16 protein-coding genes and 1 pseudogene are annotated in these 16799 nt (G+C 73.1%); 5 read left to right on the top strand and 12 right to left on the bottom strand.

What is annotated here, in order from left to right:
- Positions 1-32 precede the first annotated feature (32 nt).
- The 4 genes and pseudogenes from RM812_RS16705 to RM812_RS16690 form a co-directional block, all read right to left on the bottom strand.
- The gene (locus RM812_RS16705) at positions 33-938 is read right to left on the bottom strand and encodes a universal stress protein (RefSeq protein ID WP_311573345.1); all 906 of its coding nucleotides are present in this window, start codon (positions 936-938) and stop codon (positions 33-35) included.
- 175 nt (positions 939-1113) lie between these two features.
- The gene (locus RM812_RS16700; RefSeq protein ID WP_311573432.1) at positions 1114-1356 is read right to left on the bottom strand and encodes a DUF397 domain-containing protein; all 243 of its coding nucleotides are present in this window, start codon (positions 1354-1356) and stop codon (positions 1114-1116) included.
- Positions 1357-1518: 162 nt separating this feature from the next.
- Positions 1519-1948, bottom strand: a pseudogene (locus RM812_RS16695) (alpha/beta fold hydrolase); the annotation flags it as partial.
- A 35-nt stretch (positions 1949-1983) separates the two neighbouring features.
- Positions 1984-3483 carry an acyl-CoA synthetase gene (locus tag RM812_RS16690; protein WP_311573344.1) on the bottom strand — a complete coding sequence of 500 codons (1500 nt, stop codon included), beginning with the start codon at positions 3481-3483 and terminating at the stop codon, positions 1984-1986.
- Between the two features lie 312 nt (positions 3484-3795).
- On the opposite strand from RM812_RS16690, the gene RM812_RS16685 reads away from it, so the two are divergent.
- The gene (locus RM812_RS16685) at positions 3796-5571 is read left to right on the top strand and encodes a serine hydrolase (RefSeq protein WP_311573343.1); all 1776 of its coding nucleotides are present in this window, start codon (positions 3796-3798) and stop codon (positions 5569-5571) included.
- 51 nt (positions 5572-5622) lie between these two features.
- Here RM812_RS16685 and RM812_RS16680 read toward each other — a convergent pair whose 3' ends face one another.
- The 5 genes from RM812_RS16680 to RM812_RS16660 all read right to left on the bottom strand — a co-directional run bounded on the left by RM812_RS16680 (position 5623) and on the right by RM812_RS16660 (position 11502).
- Positions 5623-5814, bottom strand: a complete 192-nt coding sequence (locus tag RM812_RS16680; protein WP_311573342.1) for a DUF2795 domain-containing protein — start codon at positions 5812-5814, stop codon at positions 5623-5625.
- A gap of 82 nt (positions 5815-5896) precedes the next feature.
- Positions 5897-7474 carry a phytoene desaturase family protein gene (locus tag RM812_RS16675; RefSeq protein WP_311573341.1) on the bottom strand — a complete coding sequence of 526 codons (1578 nt, stop codon included), beginning with the start codon at positions 7472-7474 and terminating at the stop codon, positions 5897-5899.
- Positions 7475-7943: 469 nt separating this feature from the next.
- Positions 7944-10166, bottom strand: coding sequence for a serine/threonine-protein kinase (locus tag RM812_RS16670; RefSeq protein ID WP_311573340.1), 2223 nt, complete (start codon positions 10164-10166; stop codon positions 7944-7946).
- 63 nt (positions 10167-10229) lie between these two features.
- A complete protein-coding gene (locus RM812_RS16665) occupies positions 10230-11087 on the bottom strand; it encodes an oxygenase MpaB family protein (RefSeq protein ID WP_311573339.1) in 858 nt (285 codons plus the stop codon).
- Between the two features lie 40 nt (positions 11088-11127).
- Positions 11128-11502 (bottom strand): ferredoxin, encoded by a 375-nt coding sequence (locus RM812_RS16660; RefSeq protein WP_311573338.1) that lies wholly within the window; start codon positions 11500-11502, stop codon positions 11128-11130.
- Between the two features lie 154 nt (positions 11503-11656).
- Between RM812_RS16660 and RM812_RS16655 the strand changes: the two genes are divergently transcribed.
- The 4 genes from RM812_RS16655 to qcrB are packed head-to-tail and all read left to right on the top strand — an operon-like array spanning position 11657 to position 14503.
- Complete coding sequence (locus RM812_RS16655) at positions 11657-12061, top strand: ChaB family protein (protein ID WP_311573337.1); 405 nt, start codon at positions 11657-11659, stop codon at positions 12059-12061.
- Positions 12062-12098: 37 nt separating this feature from the next.
- Positions 12099-12455 carry a DUF6479 family protein gene (locus tag RM812_RS16650; protein WP_311573336.1) on the top strand — a complete coding sequence of 119 codons (357 nt, stop codon included), beginning with the start codon at positions 12099-12101 and terminating at the stop codon, positions 12453-12455.
- Between the two features lie 33 nt (positions 12456-12488).
- Complete coding sequence (locus RM812_RS16645; protein ID WP_311573335.1) at positions 12489-12839, top strand: hypothetical protein; 351 nt, start codon at positions 12489-12491, stop codon at positions 12837-12839.
- 44 nt (positions 12840-12883) lie between these two features.
- Positions 12884-14503 carry a cytochrome bc1 complex cytochrome b subunit gene (gene qcrB / locus RM812_RS16640; RefSeq protein ID WP_311573334.1) on the top strand — a complete coding sequence of 540 codons (1620 nt, stop codon included), beginning with the start codon at positions 12884-12886 and terminating at the stop codon, positions 14501-14503.
- On the opposite strand, the gene ctaF is transcribed toward qcrB, so the two are convergent.
- The 3 genes from ctaF to RM812_RS16625 are packed head-to-tail and all read right to left on the bottom strand — an operon-like array spanning position 14425 to position 16773.
- Positions 14425-14889, bottom strand: a complete 465-nt coding sequence (ctaF, locus tag RM812_RS16635) for an aa3-type cytochrome oxidase subunit IV (RefSeq protein WP_311573333.1) — start codon at positions 14887-14889, stop codon at positions 14425-14427. The genes qcrB and ctaF overlap by 79 nt on opposite strands.
- Positions 14886-16562: an aa3-type cytochrome oxidase subunit I gene (gene ctaD, locus RM812_RS16630; RefSeq protein ID WP_311573332.1), complete on the bottom strand. Its 1677-nt coding sequence runs from the start codon at positions 16560-16562 to the stop codon at positions 14886-14888. Before ctaD ends, ctaF begins: the two co-directional genes overlap by 4 nt.
- Positions 16563-16620: 58 nt before the next feature.
- Positions 16621-16773 carry a hypothetical protein gene (locus tag RM812_RS16625; protein ID WP_311573331.1) on the bottom strand — a complete coding sequence of 51 codons (153 nt, stop codon included), beginning with the start codon at positions 16771-16773 and terminating at the stop codon, positions 16621-16623.
- Positions 16774-16799: the final 26 nt, after the last annotated feature.

The raw sequence follows: 16799 nt of genomic DNA, 5'->3' as shown, positions 1-16799 counted from the left end.
GGCTCGGCGGTGCCACCGCGCGTGCGGCGGCCTCACTCCTCCGGCGGAGCCGGTGGTACCACCGCGATCGGGGCCGCCGCGTGCATCAGGACGGCGTGGGTGACCGAGCCCATCATGCGGGCGGGGGCCAGCAGGCGGCGGCGGTGGCGGCCGACGACGACCAGTTCCGCGTCACGGGAGGCCGCGACGAGGTGCCCGGCGGCGTCACCGGGCACGACGTGCGTTTCGGCCCGGACGTCGGGGTGGCGTCCCCGGTAGGGGGCGAGGAAGCCGTCGGCCAGGACCCGGGTCTCGGTCTCGACGGAGACCTCGTCGATCACCAGGGGCATCATCTGGCCCGCGGCGGCCCAGGTCTGCACCGGCCAGGGGTAGGTGGCGACCACCTGGAGCCGGGCGCCGCGCAGGGCGGCCTCGGTGAAGGCGAAGGACAGCGTGGCGTCGTCGGGGCTGTCCACGTGCAGGCCGACGACGACGCGGGGGCCGGGTTCGCCGGGTGCCTCACCGTGGACCTCGCGTCCGGGGCGGGGCACAACGACGACGGGACACTCGGCGTCGCGGGCGGCGGCGAGGCCGTTGGAGCCGAGCAGCAGGCTGGCGAAGCCGCCGCGCCCGCGGGAGCCGAGCACCAGCGACTGGGCGTCGGCGCCCAGTTGCGGCAGCACGGCGCCCGGCACGCCCTCCATGCCGACGTACTCCGTCGCCACCGCGAAGGACCGCCCCGTCAGGTGGGCGCGGACCTGGTCGAGCACCGGGTCGTCGCCCGTGTCCGGCGGGCCCGCGACCAGGACGTCGGCCTGTGCCCAGGCGGCGTACTGCCGCACGTGCACCACCCGCAGCGGTGCCTCGCGCCGGTGCGCGGAGTCGAGGGCCCAGTCCAGCGCGCGCAGGCTGTCGTCCGAACCGTCGACCGCCGCGACGACCGGCAGGATGCTGCTCATGGGTTCCTCACCTCCGGAGTACGACCTTTCCCGTCCTGGCGTCAGCGTCGCTCAGGCGTCGGCCCCGCAGGGGCGCTCTTGGTCGCGTGTCCGGAAAATCGGGCGGAACACCCCCGGTTCGGCCGGACGGACCGGCCAGCACACCCCGGGACCGGTCACCTCCCCGGCCGGTGGGTCACGTGAGGTCGAACTCCCCTTCCCGCGCTCCCGACACGAACGCGCCCCACTCCGCGGGGGTGAAGATCAGGGAGGGGCTCTGCGGGCTGCCGCTGTTCCGCATGGCGATGAACCCCTCGACAAAGGCGATCTGGACATCCCCCAGGCCCCGGCTGCTGGACTGCCACTGCGCGTTGCTGAGATCCAGCTCCGGCTTGTCCCAGCCCGTGAGCGGGCGCTGGTGGGTGGTGCTCTCGGCCACGTCCGTGCTCCTCCCGATTCGTCGTCCGCGGGTCAGCCTAGCGATCGGGTCCGACCGCCGACAGGCCACGTGAGGGGTGCCTTTCGGTGGACCGGCGCCGCGCTTTCCGCAGTCCCCCACGTCAGCACCGGCCCGATGGCCTCGGTTCTGCCCTCCGCCCCGGCCGAGGAAGGCTACGACACGCCGTACGAACCACTGCGGATCGTCCAGCCACGGGATAGTGCCCGGCGCCGGGCTGGACGGCGACCTGGACGAGCGGGAAGGCGTCGGCGCAGCGGCGGGCGAGTTCCGGCCGCGGGCCTCCGTCGAGTTTCCCGGCGGGGACGAGGACCGGGGCGGTGCAGCGGGCGAGGGCGGCACGGGTCGCGGGCGGGTCGCGGGCGCCCTGGGGGTTGCGGTGATCAGCGCGAGGCGGGCCAGGCGTGCCGGGTACCCGGCGGCGTACAGCATGGCGAGGCTGCCGCCGGCCGAGTGGGCGAGGAGGTCCATGTGCCCCGAGGCCGAGGTGGACGCGGAGCGCCTCCACGTCGTCCACGAGCCGGTCGCAGCGGTGCGTCGCCGGATCCGCTGGCACGGCGGAGTCACCGGTGCCCCCGCCGGTCGGCGTCCGCAACGGAGTTGCCGCTGTCACGAACCGGCGAACCGGTCCCGCAGCTCCCGCTTGAGGATCTTGCCGCTGGCGTTGCGGGGCAGCGCGTCCACGAACAGCACCCGTTTGGGCGCCTTGAACGCGGTGAGCTTCTCGCGGGCGTGGGCGATCAGTTCGTCCTCCGTGACCTCCCCGCGCGGGACGACGACCGCCGTGACGGCCTCGATCCACCGCTCGTCGGGCAGACCGACGACGGCGGCCTCGGCGACGGCCTCGTGGGTGTAGAGGGCGTCCTCCACCTGGCGGGAGGCGACCAGTACGCCACCGGAGTTGATGACGTCCTTGACCCGGTCGACGATGGTGAGGTAGCCGTCCGCGTCGCGCACGGCGAGGTCGCCGGAGTGGAACCAGCCGTCGCGGAAGGCCGCTTCGGTCTCCTCGGGCTTGTCCCAGTAGCCCTCGCACAGTTGCGGGGAGCGGTAGACGACTTCGCCGGGGGTGCCGTCGGGCGCGTCCTTGCCGTTCTCGTCGACCACCCGGGCGTCGACGAAGAGGACGGGCCGGCCGCAGGAGTCCATCCGGCCCTCGTGCTCGTCCGGGCCCAGGACGGTGGCGAGGGGGCCGATCTCGCTCTGCCCGAAGCAGTTGTAGAAGGCCAGGTGCGGCAGGCGTGCGCGCAGCCGCTCCAGGACGGGCACCGGCATGATCGACGCCCCGTAGTAGGCCTTGCGCAGGCCGCCGAGGTCGCGGGTGGTGAAGTCGGCTCGGTTCGCGAGGCCGATCCACACCGTCGGGGGCGCGAACAGGCTGTCCACCCGGCCTGCTTCGATCAGGTCGAAGAGCCGGTCGCCGTCGGGTGCGTCGAGGACGGTGTTCGTGGCGCCGACGGCGAGGTAGGGCAGCAGGAAGACGTGCATCTGCGCCGAGTGGTAGAGCGGGAGCGCGTGCACGGGGCGGTCGCCCGCGCCGAGGTCCAGGGCGGTGATGGCGCTCAGGTACTCGTGCACCAGCGCCCGGTGGGTCATCATCGCGCCCTTGGGGAGCGCGGTGGTGCCCGAGGTGTAGAGCAGCTGCGCCAGGTCCTCGCCGCCCGGCTCGGGGCCGTCGTACACGGGCGCCGTGGCCAGCAGGGCGAGCAGCGAGTCGCCGGCGTCGCGCAGGGGCAGTGTGCGGACGCCGCCGGGGAGCCGCGCGGCGAGGCCGGGGTCGGTGAGGACCAGCGTGCTGCCGGACTGGCCGACGATGTAGGCGAGGTCGTCGCCGGTCAGGTTCTGGTTGACCGGGACGTGCACCAGGCCCGCGCGGGCGCAGGCGAGGAAGGCGATCAGGTAGGCGTCGGAGTTGTGCCCGTAGGCGCCGACCCGGTCCCCCGGGGCCAGTCCCCGCGCCAGCAGGACGCTCGCGGCGCGGGAGACCGCCGTGTCGAGCTCCTCGTACGTCCAGGAGCGGTCGCGGTACTCCACCGCGACGCGCGCCGGAGTGCGTCGGGCGCTGCGCCGCAGCACCCCGTCGACCGTGCTGCCGTGTCCGGGCGTCATGACCTGATCCTCGGCCGGTCGATGGGGCGGGTCAAGGCACGTGCGCGCGGGCCCGCGGCGGGCGGCCACGGACCGCGCGCCGTGGGTCGGGCGACCGTACCGGCGACAGCGGACCGACCCGTGCGGCGCCGTGCCGGGCGGGTTCGGGCCGCCACCACCGCAGGACCACCACCCGGGGAGCACCACCGCAGGACCACCGCACGACCAGCACCGCACGACCCATTGACACGACCCGTCACTGACAGGAAAGTTTCACTCCGCACGGCGATCCGGGAAAGATACTTTCAGCTTCGGTGGCGGGGGGGCTCTTCGATGGCCGGACAGACGACGAGCGGATTCACTCGGCGGCAACTGGGCGCCGGCGCCCTGGCGCTGGGCGGTGCCCTGGCCATCGCCCCGTTCGCGGCGGGCCCCGCCGAGGCCGTCGCGGACCAGGGTCGGCGCCCCACTCTCCGGCGCGGCTCCGCCGAGCGTGCCGGACTGCTCGCCGGACATCTGCGGCAGCTCGTCACCGACGCGGAGGCGTTCCTCGGCCCCTCCCCCAGGCACCCGTGGTACGCGGGTGCCGTGCTGCTCGCCGGCCGGGGCGGCACGGTGGCGCTGCACGAGCCGATCGGCATGGCGGTGCGCTACCGGGCCTACGACGAGGAGACCGACACCGGAGTCGAGTTCCCGGCCGGGGAGCAGATTCCGATGGCCGAGGACACGGTGTTCGACCTGGCGTCGATCTCCAAGCTGTTCACCTCGATCCTCGCCGTGCAGCAGCTCGAACGGGGCGCGCTGGAGCTGGCGGCGCCGGTCGCCTCGTACCTGCCGGACTTCGGCCGTGCCGGCAAGCAGGGCGTGACGGTCCGCCACCTGCTGACGCACACCTCGGGGTTCCGGGCGTGGATCCCGCTGTACAGCGCGCCGACCCACGCGGAGAAGGTCCAACTCGTCTTCGACGAGACGCCGGTCAGCCCGCCCGGCACCGCGTACCTCTACTCGGACCTGAACATGATCTCGCTCCAGCTGGTGCTGGAGCAGGTCACGGGCCGCCCCCTGGACGTCCTGCTCCGCGACGAGATCACCGCCCCGCTCGGCCTGGACCGCACCCGCTACAACCCGCCCGCCTCCTGGAGACCGCGGATCGCGGCCACGGAGGACGCGCGCAAGCCGTGGTCCGGTCTCGACCGCGGGCTGGTGTGGGGCGAGGTGCACGACGAGAACGCCTTCAGCCTCGGCGGCGTCGCGGGCCACGCGGGGGTGTTCTCCTGCGCCTGGGACCTGGCGGTGCTCGGCCGTGCGCTGCTCAACGGCGGTTCCTACGGCCGGGCGCGCATCCTGCGGCCGGAGTCGGTGGAGCTGATGTTCACCGACTTCAACACCGACTTCCCCGGCGACGAGCACGGCCTCGGCTTCGAGCTGTACCAGCACTGGTACATGGGCGCCATGGCCACCCCGCGCACGGCCGGGCACACCGGCTTCACGGGTACGTCGCTGGTGCTCGACCCGACGACCGACTCGTTCCTCGTCGTCCTGGGCAACTCCGTCCATCCGGTGCGCGGCTGGCGCTCCGGATCGGCACCCCGGGTCGCGGCCGGCACCGCCATGGCGCGCGCCGTTCCGGTCCGCCCCGCGCACGGGCGCACCGCGTGGTTCTCCGGAACGGCGAGTTCGGCGACGGCGACGCTCACCCTGCCCGCGCTGAACACGTCCGCCGGCGGGGCGCGGCTGGGCTGCGCGCTGTGGTGGGACACCGAGCCCGGGTCGGACGCGCTCGTCCTGGAGGCCACGACCGACGGCGGCGCCACCTGGCGGCCCGTCCCGTTCACGACCACGCGCCGCGGCGAGGCACCGCGGGAGCATCCGGCGGGCTCGGCCACCGGCTGGTCCGGCCGGGTCTGGCACCGGCTGGCGGCGGACCTCCCGGCCGCCCGCGGGCTCACGCTGCGCTGGCGGTACACGACCGACCGGCTGTACGTGGGCCGCGGGGCCTACGTGAACGGGTTGCGCGCCGAGTCGGCCGACGGCGTCCTCTTCCACGACGCGCGCCCCGCGGACGCGGCGCGGATCGAGGCGGTGGGGTGGACGGCGTCGGCCGACTAGGCGGTTGCAGGCGGGTGGGGGCCTCCTGTGCCGCCGGTCCGTGCAGTGCCGCTACCCCTTGAAGACGGCCTTCTGCACCTCGTTCGGCCCGTCGAAGCTGTTCTCCTTGAGACCGTCGAGGCGGCTCACGACCTTGTCGTCGGCCTTGTTCTTGCGGGCGCAGTCGACGAGCGACTTCTTGTCCGCCGGGTAGTCCATGCCGCTGAGCGCCTTCTGCAGGTCGATGGGGCTGAGGTCCGCCATGACAGGCTCCTTGTCGTGCTGGTCGCATGTACGGAATTTCCGTTATGTCGCGGTACCCAGCCCCGTACGACGCATGCGTCCGTCAGTACTCCGTCTGCTCCAGCACCGCCATCGCCGCGTTGTGCCCCGGCACCCCGCTCACCCCTCCCCCACGCACCGCTCCCGCCCCGCACAGCAGGACGTTCGCCCATCCGGTCTCCACGCCCCAGCGGCCGGTGCCCTCCTGGGCGTGGGGCCAGGACAGCTCGCGGTGGAAGATGTTGCCGCCGGGCAGGCGCAGGTCGCGTTCCAGGTCGAGCGGCGACCTGGCCTCGACGCAGGGCCGCCCGTCGGCGTCGGTCGCCAGGCAGTCCGCGAGGGGCTCGGCCAGGTGGGCGTCGAGCTGGGCGAGGGTGGACGCGAGCAGTTCCTCGCGTACCGCGTCGTTGTCCCCGGCGAAGAGGCGGGCGGGCGTGTGCAGGCCGAACAGGGTGAGTGTGTGCATTCCCCGGCCGGCGAGGGCGGGGGCGAGGATCGTGGGGTCGGTCAGCGAGTGGCAGTAGATCTCAGAGGGCGGGGCGGTGGGCAGTTCACCGGCCGCGGCCCGGGCGTGCGCGGTGGCGAGCTGCTCGTATCCCTCCGCGATGTGGAAGGTGCCGGCGAAGGCCTCACGCGGGTCGGCGGCGGGGTCGCGCAGCGCCGGCAGCCGCGTCAGCAGCATGTTGACCTTGAGCTGGGCGCCCTCGGCGGGCGGAGGTGGCGGCGCGCCGGTCAGTGTCGCCAGTTCCCGCGGGGAGGCGTTCACCAGGACGTGTCGCGCGGCGGCGACGCCCTCGCCGTCGGCCGAGCGGTGGGTGACCTCGGCCGTTCGCCCGTCCGTCTCGATCCGCACCGCCTCGTGGCCGGTGGCGAGCACGGCTCCCGCCGCGCGTGCGGCGTCGGCCAGGGCGTCGGTGAGGGCGCCCATGCCGCCGACCGGCACGTCCCAGGCGCCGGTGCCGCCGCCGATCACGTGGTACAGGAAGCAGCGGTTCTGGCTCAGGGACGGGTCGTGGGCGTCGGCGAAGGTGCCGATCAGCGCGTCGGTGAGGGCCACGCCCCGGACCAGGTCGTCCGCGAAGTGCTCCTCGATCGTGACACCGATCGGCTCCTCGAACAGGGCCCGCCAGGCCGCCTCGTCGTCGATCCTGCGGCGCAGCTCCTCCCGGGTGGGCAGCGGCTCGGTGAGGGTCGGGAAGACCCGCTGGGCGACGTGGCCGGTCATGCCGTAGAACCGCTGCCAGGCCGCGTACTCCCGCTGCGAGCCGGTGAGCCGGGCGAACGACTCCCGGGTGCGCCGCTCGTCCCCGCCGACGAGGAGACCGGTGGGCCGGCCGTCCCGTTCGACGGGTGTGTAGGAGGAGACGGTGCGCCCGCGCACCCGGAAGTCCAGGTCCAGGTCGCGCACGATCTTCTTCGGCAACAGACTGACCAGGTACGAGTACCGTGACAGCCGTGCGTCGACGCCGGCGAACGGTCGCGTGGACACGGCCGCGCCCCCGGTGTGGTCCAGCCGTTCCAGCACCAGCACCGAGCGGCCGGCGCGGGCCAGGTAGGCGGCGGCGACCAGGCCGTTGTGGCCGCCGCCGACGATGACGGCGTCGTAGGTGCGGGATGCGGGGGGCGCGGCGGGCGGCATCATGGCTCTTGGTAACACAGTGCGATCCGGGGCGGCCAGCCCACTGCGACGCCCTTCCGGGACCGGTGCCGAGGCCCCGGCCGCCCCGTGACGGACCCCGAGCCCGGCACGGCGTCCGGCGAGCGCGCCGGGCTCCGAGCCCACCGGCGCGGACGCCCGCCCGGACGGCACCCGACGGGGAGCTGAACCCGACCCGACACAAGCTCGGCTCGGCACAGGCCCGACCCGCACCAACTCCTCTCGGCACGGGCCCGTCCCGGCACAAGCTCGGCTCGGCACGGGCCCGACCCGGCACGAACTCCTCTCGGCACAAGCGCGGCTCGGCACGGGCCCGACCCGGCGCAGGCCCGACCCGGCACGGGGCCGCACCTCGCCCCCAGCCCAGCACGAGCGCGGCCCGGCACGGGCCCGGGTCGCGCGGGCCGCACCTCGCCCGCAGCCCGGTACGGGCTCGGCCCGGCCCGGCCCCGGTTCAGCGTGCCGCTGCTCTGCGGAGTACTGCCATCCTGCGGTACAGCTCCACGGCTTCGGCGCCGCGGCCGAGTTGTTCCAGGCAGTGGGCCTCGTCGTCGCGGCTGGCGAGGGTGTCGGGATGATCCGGGCCCAGGACGCGTTCCCGGGCGGCTGCGACCCGGCGGTACTCGGTGAGGGCGGCGGCCCAGCGGCCCAGCCAGCCCAGGCCGACGGCGACCTCGCGGCGGCTGACCAGGGTGTCCGGGTGGTCGCAGCCCAGGACGCGTTCACGGATCGCGCACACCTCGCGGGACTCGGCGAGCGCCTCCGCCCAGCGGCCGAGCCGCCCCAGGTTGACGCCCAGGCCGTGCCGGGCGCGCAGCGTCTCGGGGTGCTCGGGGCCCTGGACGCGGGTGCGGTCGCCGATCAGCTCGTCGTACAGCGTCAGCGCTTCGGCGCTGCGGCCGAGGCGGCCCAGGCTGATGCCGATCTCGTGGCGGGCTGCGAGGGTGTCGGGGTGGTCCGGGCCGAGCGCCCGCTCCCGGGCCTCGGCGACCTCGCGGTAGGTGGCGAGGGCCTCCTGCCAGCGGCCCAGCCGGCCGAGCTCGTAGGCCACCTCGTAACGGGTGACCAGGGTGTCGGGATGGTCGGGCCCGAGTACACGGGCCCGTGCGGCGGCCACCTCTCGGGCCATGCGGTGGGCGTCCTCGGGGCGGCCGAGCCGGCCGAGGTTGAAGGCGAGGTTGTGCCGGCAGCGCAGGGTGTCGGGATGGTCGGCGCCCATCGTGCGCTCGCGGGCGGCGAGGACCGACGCGTAGACCTGGTGGGCGTCGGCGTGCCGGCCCAGCCGGCCCAGGGCGTACGCCATCTCCTGGCGGACGGCCAGCGTGTCGGCGTGGTCGGCGCCGAGCACCCTGATCCTGGCCTCGGCGACGCGCTTGTACGCGCGCAGCGCGTCGGCGGCGTGTCCGGTGCGGCTGAGGGCGAAGGCGGCCTCGTAGCGGCTGGCGAGCGTGTCCGGGTGCTCGGGTCCGAGCAGGCGCTCGCGTTCGTCGGCCACCGCGCGGTGCACCTCCCCCGCCTCCGCCCAGCGGCCGAGCCGTCCCAGGCTCAGCCCCGCGTTGTGCCGCCCGGCCAGCGAGGTGACCGCCTCCGGCTCCGGGCCGGCCCGCTCGTCGGGCGCGGACCCCGCGGCCTCGTCGCCGGAGGGCCGCGGGATCCACGCGCCGCACAGGGCCGCCCCCGGCGCCGGGGGCGTGGAGCGCGGCCCGGTGCCGGTCGCCTTCGGGCCGGTGGTCATGCCGTGGGTCCAGGAGGGCAGCGCGGCCCGCCCCTCGACCGTCCCGGGCGTCCGCGGTCGGGGCGCCGGCACGGTCGGCGCGCACCCCGGTGCCGTGCGGCCGGCGGTGATGCGCCGGACCAGTTCGCGGGCGTCGTCCGGACGCTGCTCGGGCCGCTTGGCCAGCAGGTCCAGGATCATCCGGTCCAGGTACCCGGGCAGCTCGGCGCGGTGGGTGCGCGGCGGCTCGGGCGCGGTGTCACGGTGCCCGACGAGGATCGCCCAGGCGTCGTCGAGGTCGAACGGCGGGACGCCGGTCGCGATCTCGTACAGCACGCAGCCCAGCGAGTACAGGTCGCTGCGCCGGTCGACCTCGTCGCCGCCGATCTGCTCCGGCGACATGTAGTGCGGGGTGCCCATGGCTATGCCGGTGCCGGTCAGACGGGCGGTGAACCCGACGTCGTGGCCGAGCCGGGCGATGCCGAAGTCGCAGATCTTCACGGTGCCGTCGGCGAGCCGCACGATGTTCGCGGGCTTCAGGTCGCGGTGCACGATGCCCTGGTCGTGGGTGTAGGCGAGCGCGGCGGCGACCTGTTCGGCGATGTCGACGACGTCGGCGACCGGCAGCGGGTGGTGCTTGTTGTCCTCCAGCAGCCGGCTCAGGTCGCGACCCTCCAGCAGCTCCATCACCAGGAAGAGCACGCCGTCCCACTCGCCGAAGTCGTGCACGACGGTCACCCCGCGGTGCTGGAGCGCGGCGGCCACCCGCGCCTCGCGCCGGAACCGCTCCCGCAGCACGCGGGTGAAGGCGTGGTCGTCCTGCGCGCCCAGCGGCTTGAGGCACTTGACGGCGACGAGCCGGCCCAGTGATTCGTCCCGCGCCCGCCACACCTCGCCCATGCCGCCGCGTCCGATGCGCTCGAGCAGCCGGTACCGGCCCTGGATCAGCGTGCTGTCCCCCATGACTGCGCCCGCCCCCGTGGTTCTGTCCGCCCTGCCCTCCCCTGCCCGGTCCAGTATGGCGGCCTATGGTCCGAGTTTGTACGGTGCCGGGCGCGCGCCCGGACCGAGCCGTGCCATGGCGCGCAGGATGTGTTTGGGCGGCAGCTGCCAGCGCAGACGTGCGGGAATCGCGCGCAGGAGGGCACCGGTGCCCCGCAGCCGCCGGGTGACGGTGGCGGGTGCGGGGGCCGGTCTGCCGTAGAGCTCGTGCGCGTACGGCGGTAGGGAGGCGTACGCCAGATGTGCCACCCGGCGCCACAGCAACTCGCGTGCCGGGACCAGGAGGGGGTGGACCGGGGGGCGGAGCAGGAAGTCGTCCACCTGGCGTGCCTCGTCGCCCGCGGCCAGCTCGGGCCGTACCCGCGCGAAGTAGGCGGCCAGCTCGGCGCGGTTCGCGGGTACGGCGTCGGGGTCGAGGCCGACCAGGCGGGCGCTGTGCCGGTGTTCGGCGAGGTAGCGGTCGGCGTGGGCGTCCGTGAGCGGGAGTCCGGAGCGGCGCAGGACGTGCAGGTAGGAGTCGATCTCGGCGCAGTGCACCCACAGCAGCAGCCCGGGTTCGTCGACGCCGTACCGCTCCCCCGTCTCGGGGTCCGTCGCCCCGAGCATGCGGTGGATCTTCCGTACCCGGGCGCCGGCCCGCTCGGCGGCCTCGGTGGTGCCGTACGTCGTCGTGCCGACGAAGGCGGCGGTGCGCAGCAGTCTGCCCCAGGCGTCGCTGCGGAAGTCACTGTTCTGCATCACACCGCGCACGGCGCGCGGGTGGAGGGCCTGAAGATACAGCGCGCGGATTCCCGCGACCCACATCATCGGGTCACCGTGCGCCTGCCAGGTCACCGAGCCGGGTCCGAACAACCCCGGATCACCCGTCCGCGTCGCCGTCATACCGGCAGGCTAACGCCCCGCGCCCGGCGGCCCCAGGGCCTCAGCGCAGGGTGGCGAGGAACTCTCCGCAGGCCCGGGCACAGGTGCGGCAGGCCTTCGCGCCCTCCTCGGCGCCCGGGTGCGCGTCGAACACGTGCGCGCTCTCCAGACACACCTGCCGGCACCACTCCAGCTGGACGCGGATCACGGCCTCGTCCACCTGGTTCTGTTCGGACAGCACCCGGCAGGTCGCGTCGCAGACCTCCGCGCACATGATGCCCTGTCGGCGTACGAGCTCCTGGTTCTCGGTCCCGTCCGGGTCCACGAGGCTCGCCCGCAGGGCGCACGCCCGCGCGCACTCGGTGCACGCCTGCGCACAGGCGAAGCGGTCCTCCAGGAAGCGGAACAGTTCCTGCTGGGAAGTCGTCGATGTCACACCGCGCGGGTTGCCCCTGCGGGCGTCGCCAAACCGCCGCACCCTGTGTTCCCAAGGGTTCCGGCCCGTTTTCCGGGTGGGCCGCCGGGCACCCGTGCACTCTCCCGAAGCCGGCGACGGCGACGAGCGCGACGACGCACGGAGGTGCACGACAATGCCCGGACGACAGGAACTGCCGTCGACCCTGGAGCGCTCCCCCAGGGACGCCCAGCGCACCTGGATCAAGGCCCACGACTCGGCCGTGGAGGAGTACGGCGAGGGCGAGCGGGCCCACCGGGTGGCGTACGGGGCGCTGAAGCACAAGTACGAGAAGGTCGGCGACCACTGGGAGCGCAAGGAGGGTGGCCGAAAGGGCCCGTCCGACCCGCAGTCGGGGCGGCCCCGCGGACAGGGCGGACGCAGCGGCGAGGGCGTCGACGAGAAGGCCTCCAAGGAGCACCTGTACGGCCTCGCCCGGGAGCTCGGCGTCGAGGGCCGGTCGCGGATGTCGAAGGCGGAGCTGCTGTCGGCGATCCGGAAGGCCAACCGTTCGCAGACGCGAGCGGCCCGGTCGAGCTGAGCAGGTTGGTGACGCGGTCCGGGGGTACCCGCCGCTCATGACCAACGCATGGATGGACGTGGCCGCGGGCTCGGGCGCGCTCGGCATCGGCCTGATCGTCGCGGCCTTCGTGGTCGTGGCCGTGCTGATCGGCGCGTTCGCGTTCGGTAGCCGGCAAAAGCGCCGGGAGTCGCCGCCACCGCGACCGGAGGAGCAGCCCCGCATGCCCGACGAGGGGCCCGTCCGCGAGGTGAGGGAGCGGCGGGAGCCCGACGAGATGCCCCGGAGCGACGAGCGGACGCTGCCGCACGACATGGGGCACCAGGGCAGCCGTACCGCCTCCGGGCAGGAGCGGCCCCGCTGGGACGAGGGCAGCAGTGGTTCGTTCGGCAGCGGCGGCCCGGGCGGGCGCTGACCCGAGGATGTCGTACAGAGGGAAGTGAGAACGATGGCCGACCCCGCGCGCAACAGCCTGCCGTTGCCCGACTACGACCATCTGCCGATCGGTGGGCTGCAGAGCCGGATCCGGTCGCTGGGCGCGGACGAGGTGGAGGAACTGCTGGCTTACGAGCGGTCGCACGCCGACCGCCGCCCGGCCACGGAGGTGCTGGGGAGCCGGCTGGAGCAGTTGCGGTCCGGTGCGGAGCCGTCCTCGGGGGACCCGGGTGCGGTACGCCCGGAGCAGGGCCGGGGCCGCACGGGCTCCCCCGTGACGCCCGCGACCTCCCCGCAGCCGTCCTCCCCGCCGCCGCACGGCACCCCGGACCAACGGGGCAAGCCGAAGGGTGATCGTACGTAGACGGGGTGTAGTTTCCGGCACGGGTGCCGGGGAACCCATGCGCCGTGCTGTTGAAGAGGACGAGGGCCCGCGCGGGCGCGCGGGCCCGCCACGCGGGCGAACACACCGTCACCTGGGCCGACGGCCGGCTTCCCGTCTCCGAGGGCGGGGGGCTGCTGCGCAAGGCCTTCCCGGAACACTGGTCTTTCCTCCTGGGCGAGATCGCCCTCTACAGCCTCGCCGTACTGCTGTTGACCGGTGTCTGGCTGACCCTGTTCTTCAAGCCCTCGATGACGGAGGTCGTCTACGGCGGCTCCTACGAACCCCTGCTCGGGGTGAGCATGTCGGAGGCGTACCGCTCGACGCTGGACATCAGTTTCGACGTGCGCGGCGGGCTGCTGATCCGGCAGGTGCACCACTGGGCGGCCCTGGTGTTCCTGTCGGCCATCGGGGTGCATCTGCTGCGGATTTTCTTCACCGGGGCGTTCCGCCGACCGCGTGAGGTCAACTGGCTGATCGGCCTGACACTGTTCGTGCTGGCGCTCGCCGAGGGCTTCGCGGGCTACTCGCTCCCCGACGACCTGCTGTCCGGGACGGGGATGCGCATCGCGCAGGGGATCATGCTGTCCATCCCGGTGGTGGGGACGTACGTCAGCATGTTCGCGTTCGGCGGCGAGTATCCCGGCGAGGACCTGATCCCGCGGCTGTACTCGCTGCACATCCTGCTGCTGCCCGGGCTGCTGCTGGCGCTGCTCACGCTCCATCTGATCCTGGTGTTCTACCTGAAGCACACCCAGTGGGCGGGGCGCGGCCGCACCCGGCACAACGCGGTGGGCAAGCCGATGTTCCCGCAGTTCATGACCAACTCCACCGGCCTGTCCTTCATGGTCTTCGGTGTCCTGACGGTGCTCGCGGCGGTGGCGCAGATCAACCCGGTCTGGGCGTACGGCCCCTATCGTCCCGACATCGTCTCCACGGGCTCGCAGCCGGACTGGTACGTCGGCTTCCTGGAGGGGTCGCTGCGGTTGATGCCACCGCTCGAGACGGCGGTGGCGGGCCACACCCTCATGTGGAACGTGCTGGTGCCCGCGGTCCTGCTGCCGGGCGCCCTGTTCGCGGTGCTGTACGCCTACCCGTTCTTCGAACGCTGGGTGACGGGGGACCACGACGAACACCATCTGTGCGACCGGCCGCGGGACAAGCCCGTGCGGACCGGGCTGGGCGTCGCCGCGATCTGCTTCTACGCGGTTCTCCTGCTGGCGGGCGCCAACGACATTCTCGCCTTCACCTTCGACGTCTCGCTGAACCTGTTGACCTGGGTCTTCCGGATCTGTCTGGTGCTGGTGCCGCCGATCGCCTTCCTGGTGACCAAGCGCGTCTGCCTCGCGCTGCAGGAGCGGGACCGGGGGCGGCTGGCCGAGGGCGAGGAGACGGGCGAGCTGCGGCAGACGCTCGCGGGCGGCTACGTGGAGAGCCACGAGCCGCTCGACGCCGAGGAGCGGTACGTGCTGCGCTCGCGGAAGGAGCCCGAGCCGCTCGCGCCGACGGCGCCCGACGCCGACGCACCGCACGTGGGGCGGCTGCGGGCGACGCTCAGCGAGTGGTACTACGGCGACCGGGTCGACGTGGAGGAGACGGGGCCCGAGCCCGAGGCGGAGTCCCCTTCGCGCGAGGTGGAGCGCTGAGCGCCCCGGTCGGCGTACTGGAAGACCAGGCCGAAGACGGAGAGGGCGAGCACGCCGAAGCCGATCAGGGCGAGCCACAGGCCGTAGACGATGCCGAGCGCGAGGACGAGGGCGCCCAGCGCGGCCGTGATGGGCCAGGGGCTGTGCGGGGGGAAGAAGTCCAGCGGGCCCGCGGCGTCCGCGACCTCGGCGTCACCGATGTCCTGTGCCCGCAGGCCGCGCTTGCGGTGCTGCACGCGCAGGAAGAAGGCGACGAGGGAGGCCATGAGGAAGGAGACGGCCAGGGCCACGGTGCCGGCGGGCTCGGCGGAGAACCAGCCGTAGCCGGCCGCGGTGACGGCGAAGAAGGCCGCCACGCCGGTGAACAGACGCGCTTCGGTCCTCACTGCACATGCCTCTGGTCGTGCCGGCTGATGTCGGGGTGGTGCAGGTCGAACGCCGGGGACTCGGAGCGGACCCGGGGCAGTGACGTGAAGTTGTGCCGAGGGGGCGGGCAGGAGGTGGCCCATTCGAGGGAACGGCCGTAGCCCCAGGGGTCGTCGTTCTCGACGCGTGCTCCGTACTGGCGGGTGCGCCACACGTTGTAGAGGAACGGCAGTGTGGACAGGCCGAGCAGGAAGGCGCCGATGGAGCTGATGGTGTTCAGGATGGTGAAGCCGTCCGCGGCCAGGTAGTCGGCGTAACGGCGCGGCATGCCTTCCTCGCCCAGCCAGTGCTGGACGAGGAACGTGGTCTGGAAGCCGACGAAGAGCGTCCAGAAGTGGATCCTGCCCAGGCGTTCGTCGAGCAGTTTTCCGGTGAACTTCGGCCACCAGAAGTAGAAGCCGGCGAACATCGCGAAGACGACCGTGCCGAACAGCACGTAGTGCAGATGGGCGACGATGAAGTACGAGTCCGTCAGATGGAAGTCCAGCGGCGGGGAGGCGATGAGGACACCGCTCATGCCGCCGAGCAGGAACGTCACCAGGAACCCGCACGACCAGAGCATGGGTGTCTCGAAGGACAGCGAACCGTGCAGCATCGTGCCGATCCAGTTGAAGAACTTCACCCCGGTCGGCACGGCGATGAGGAACGACATGAGGGAGAAGAAGGGCAGCAGCACGGCCCCGGTGGCGAACATGTGGTGGGCCCACACCACGGCGGACAGCATCGTGATCGCGATGGTGGCGCCGACCAGGCTGACGTAGCCGAAGATCGGCTTGCGGCTGAAGACCGGGATGATCTCGGAGACGATGCCGAAGAACGGCAGCGCCACGATGTACACCTCGGGGTGGCCGAAGAACCAGAACAGGTGCTGCCACAGAAGCGCCCCGCCGTTCGGGGCGTCGAAGACGTGCGCGCCGAACTTGCGGTCGGCCTCCAGCGCGAACAGGGCGGCGGTGAGCACGGGGAAGGCGGGCAGCACCAGGATGGAGGTGAAGAGCACGTTCCAGGTGAAGATCGGCATTCGGAACATGGTCAGGCCGGGGGCGCGCAGGCACAGGATGGTGGTGATGAAGTTGACAGCGCCGAGCGTGGTCGACACACCGGTGACCACGAGACCCATGGTCCACAGGTCGCCGCCCGCGCCGGGGCTGAACACCGCGCTGTTCAGCGGCGCGTAGGCGAACCAGCCGAAGGCGGCCGCTCCTTCCGGCGTCAGGAACCCGGCCACCACCATCAGGCCGCCGAAGAGGTACAGCCAGTAGGAGAGCGCGTTGAGCCGGGGGAACGCCACGTCCGGGGCGCCGATCTGCAACGGCATGATGGCGTTGGTGAACCCGGCGAACAGCGGGGTCGCGAACAGCAGCATCATGATCGTGCCGTGCACGGTGAAGAGCTGGTTGTACTGCTGGGCGCTGAACAGTTGGAGCCCCGGGCGGGCCAGTTCGCTGCGCATCAGCAGGGCGAGGACGCCGCCGAAGAGGAAGAACCCGAAGGACGTCGTCATGTAGAGGTTGCCGATCACCTTGTGATCGGTCGTCGTCGCCCAGCGCGCCAGGGCCCGCCCGAGCGTGCGGTTCGTCCGCGACCGCGCCGGTTCGCGGCGCGGCGGTTCGGTCCTCCTGTCCACCGCCATGCGCCGGAGGGTACCCAGGCGCCCTCCGCCCAGTCGTACGGCCACGCCGGGACCGGCGTCAGGCGTCCGGCGTCTTCTTCGGGCGGAAGCCGCCCTCTGGTTGTTCGCCCAGCTCAGGCGGTGCGAGCCGGGAGCAGGCCGCAGGACCGTCGAGACGCGTCGGATGGGCCACCTGGCGGGTACCGCCGACGTCCGCCACGGCCACACGCACGCGGGTCAGGACCGGACGGGTTCGGT

Source organism: Streptomyces lancefieldiae, from assembly GCF_031845825.1.
Taxonomy (GTDB): Bacteria; Actinomycetota; Actinomycetes; order Streptomycetales; family Streptomycetaceae; genus Streptomyces; species Streptomyces lancefieldiae.
This window is presented reverse-complemented; position numbering and strand designations above follow the sequence as displayed.

Coding starts and splice junctions, on each gene's coding strand:
- RM812_RS16680 (WP_311573342.1), bottom strand. CDS start 5,814: ATGGCGGACCTCAGCCCCATCGACCTGCAGAAGGCGCTCAGCGGCATG.
- RM812_RS16705 (WP_311573345.1), bottom strand. CDS start 938: ATGAGCAGCATCCTGCCGGTCGTCGCGGCGGTCGACGGTTCGGACGAC.
- RM812_RS16655 (WP_311573337.1), top strand. CDS start 11,657: ATGCCCGGACGACAGGAACTGCCGTCGACCCTGGAGCGCTCCCCCAGG.
- RM812_RS16645 (WP_311573335.1), top strand. CDS start 12,489: ATGGCCGACCCCGCGCGCAACAGCCTGCCGTTGCCCGACTACGACCAT.
- RM812_RS16665 (WP_311573339.1), bottom strand. CDS start 11,087: ATGACGGCGACGCGGACGGGTGATCCGGGGTTGTTCGGACCCGGCTCG.
- ctaD (WP_311573332.1), bottom strand. CDS start 16,562: ATGGCGGTGGACAGGAGGACCGAACCGCCGCGCCGCGAACCGGCGCGG.
- RM812_RS16685 (WP_311573343.1), top strand. CDS start 3,796: ATGGCCGGACAGACGACGAGCGGATTCACTCGGCGGCAACTGGGCGCC.
- RM812_RS16650 (WP_311573336.1), top strand. CDS start 12,099: ATGACCAACGCATGGATGGACGTGGCCGCGGGCTCGGGCGCGCTCGGC.
- RM812_RS16690 (WP_311573344.1), bottom strand. CDS start 3,483: ATGACGCCCGGACACGGCAGCACGGTCGACGGGGTGCTGCGGCGCAGC.
- RM812_RS16670 (WP_311573340.1), bottom strand. CDS start 10,166: ATGGGGGACAGCACGCTGATCCAGGGCCGGTACCGGCTGCTCGAGCGC.
- RM812_RS16675 (WP_311573341.1), bottom strand. CDS start 7,474: ATGATGCCGCCCGCCGCGCCCCCCGCATCCCGCACCTACGACGCCGTC.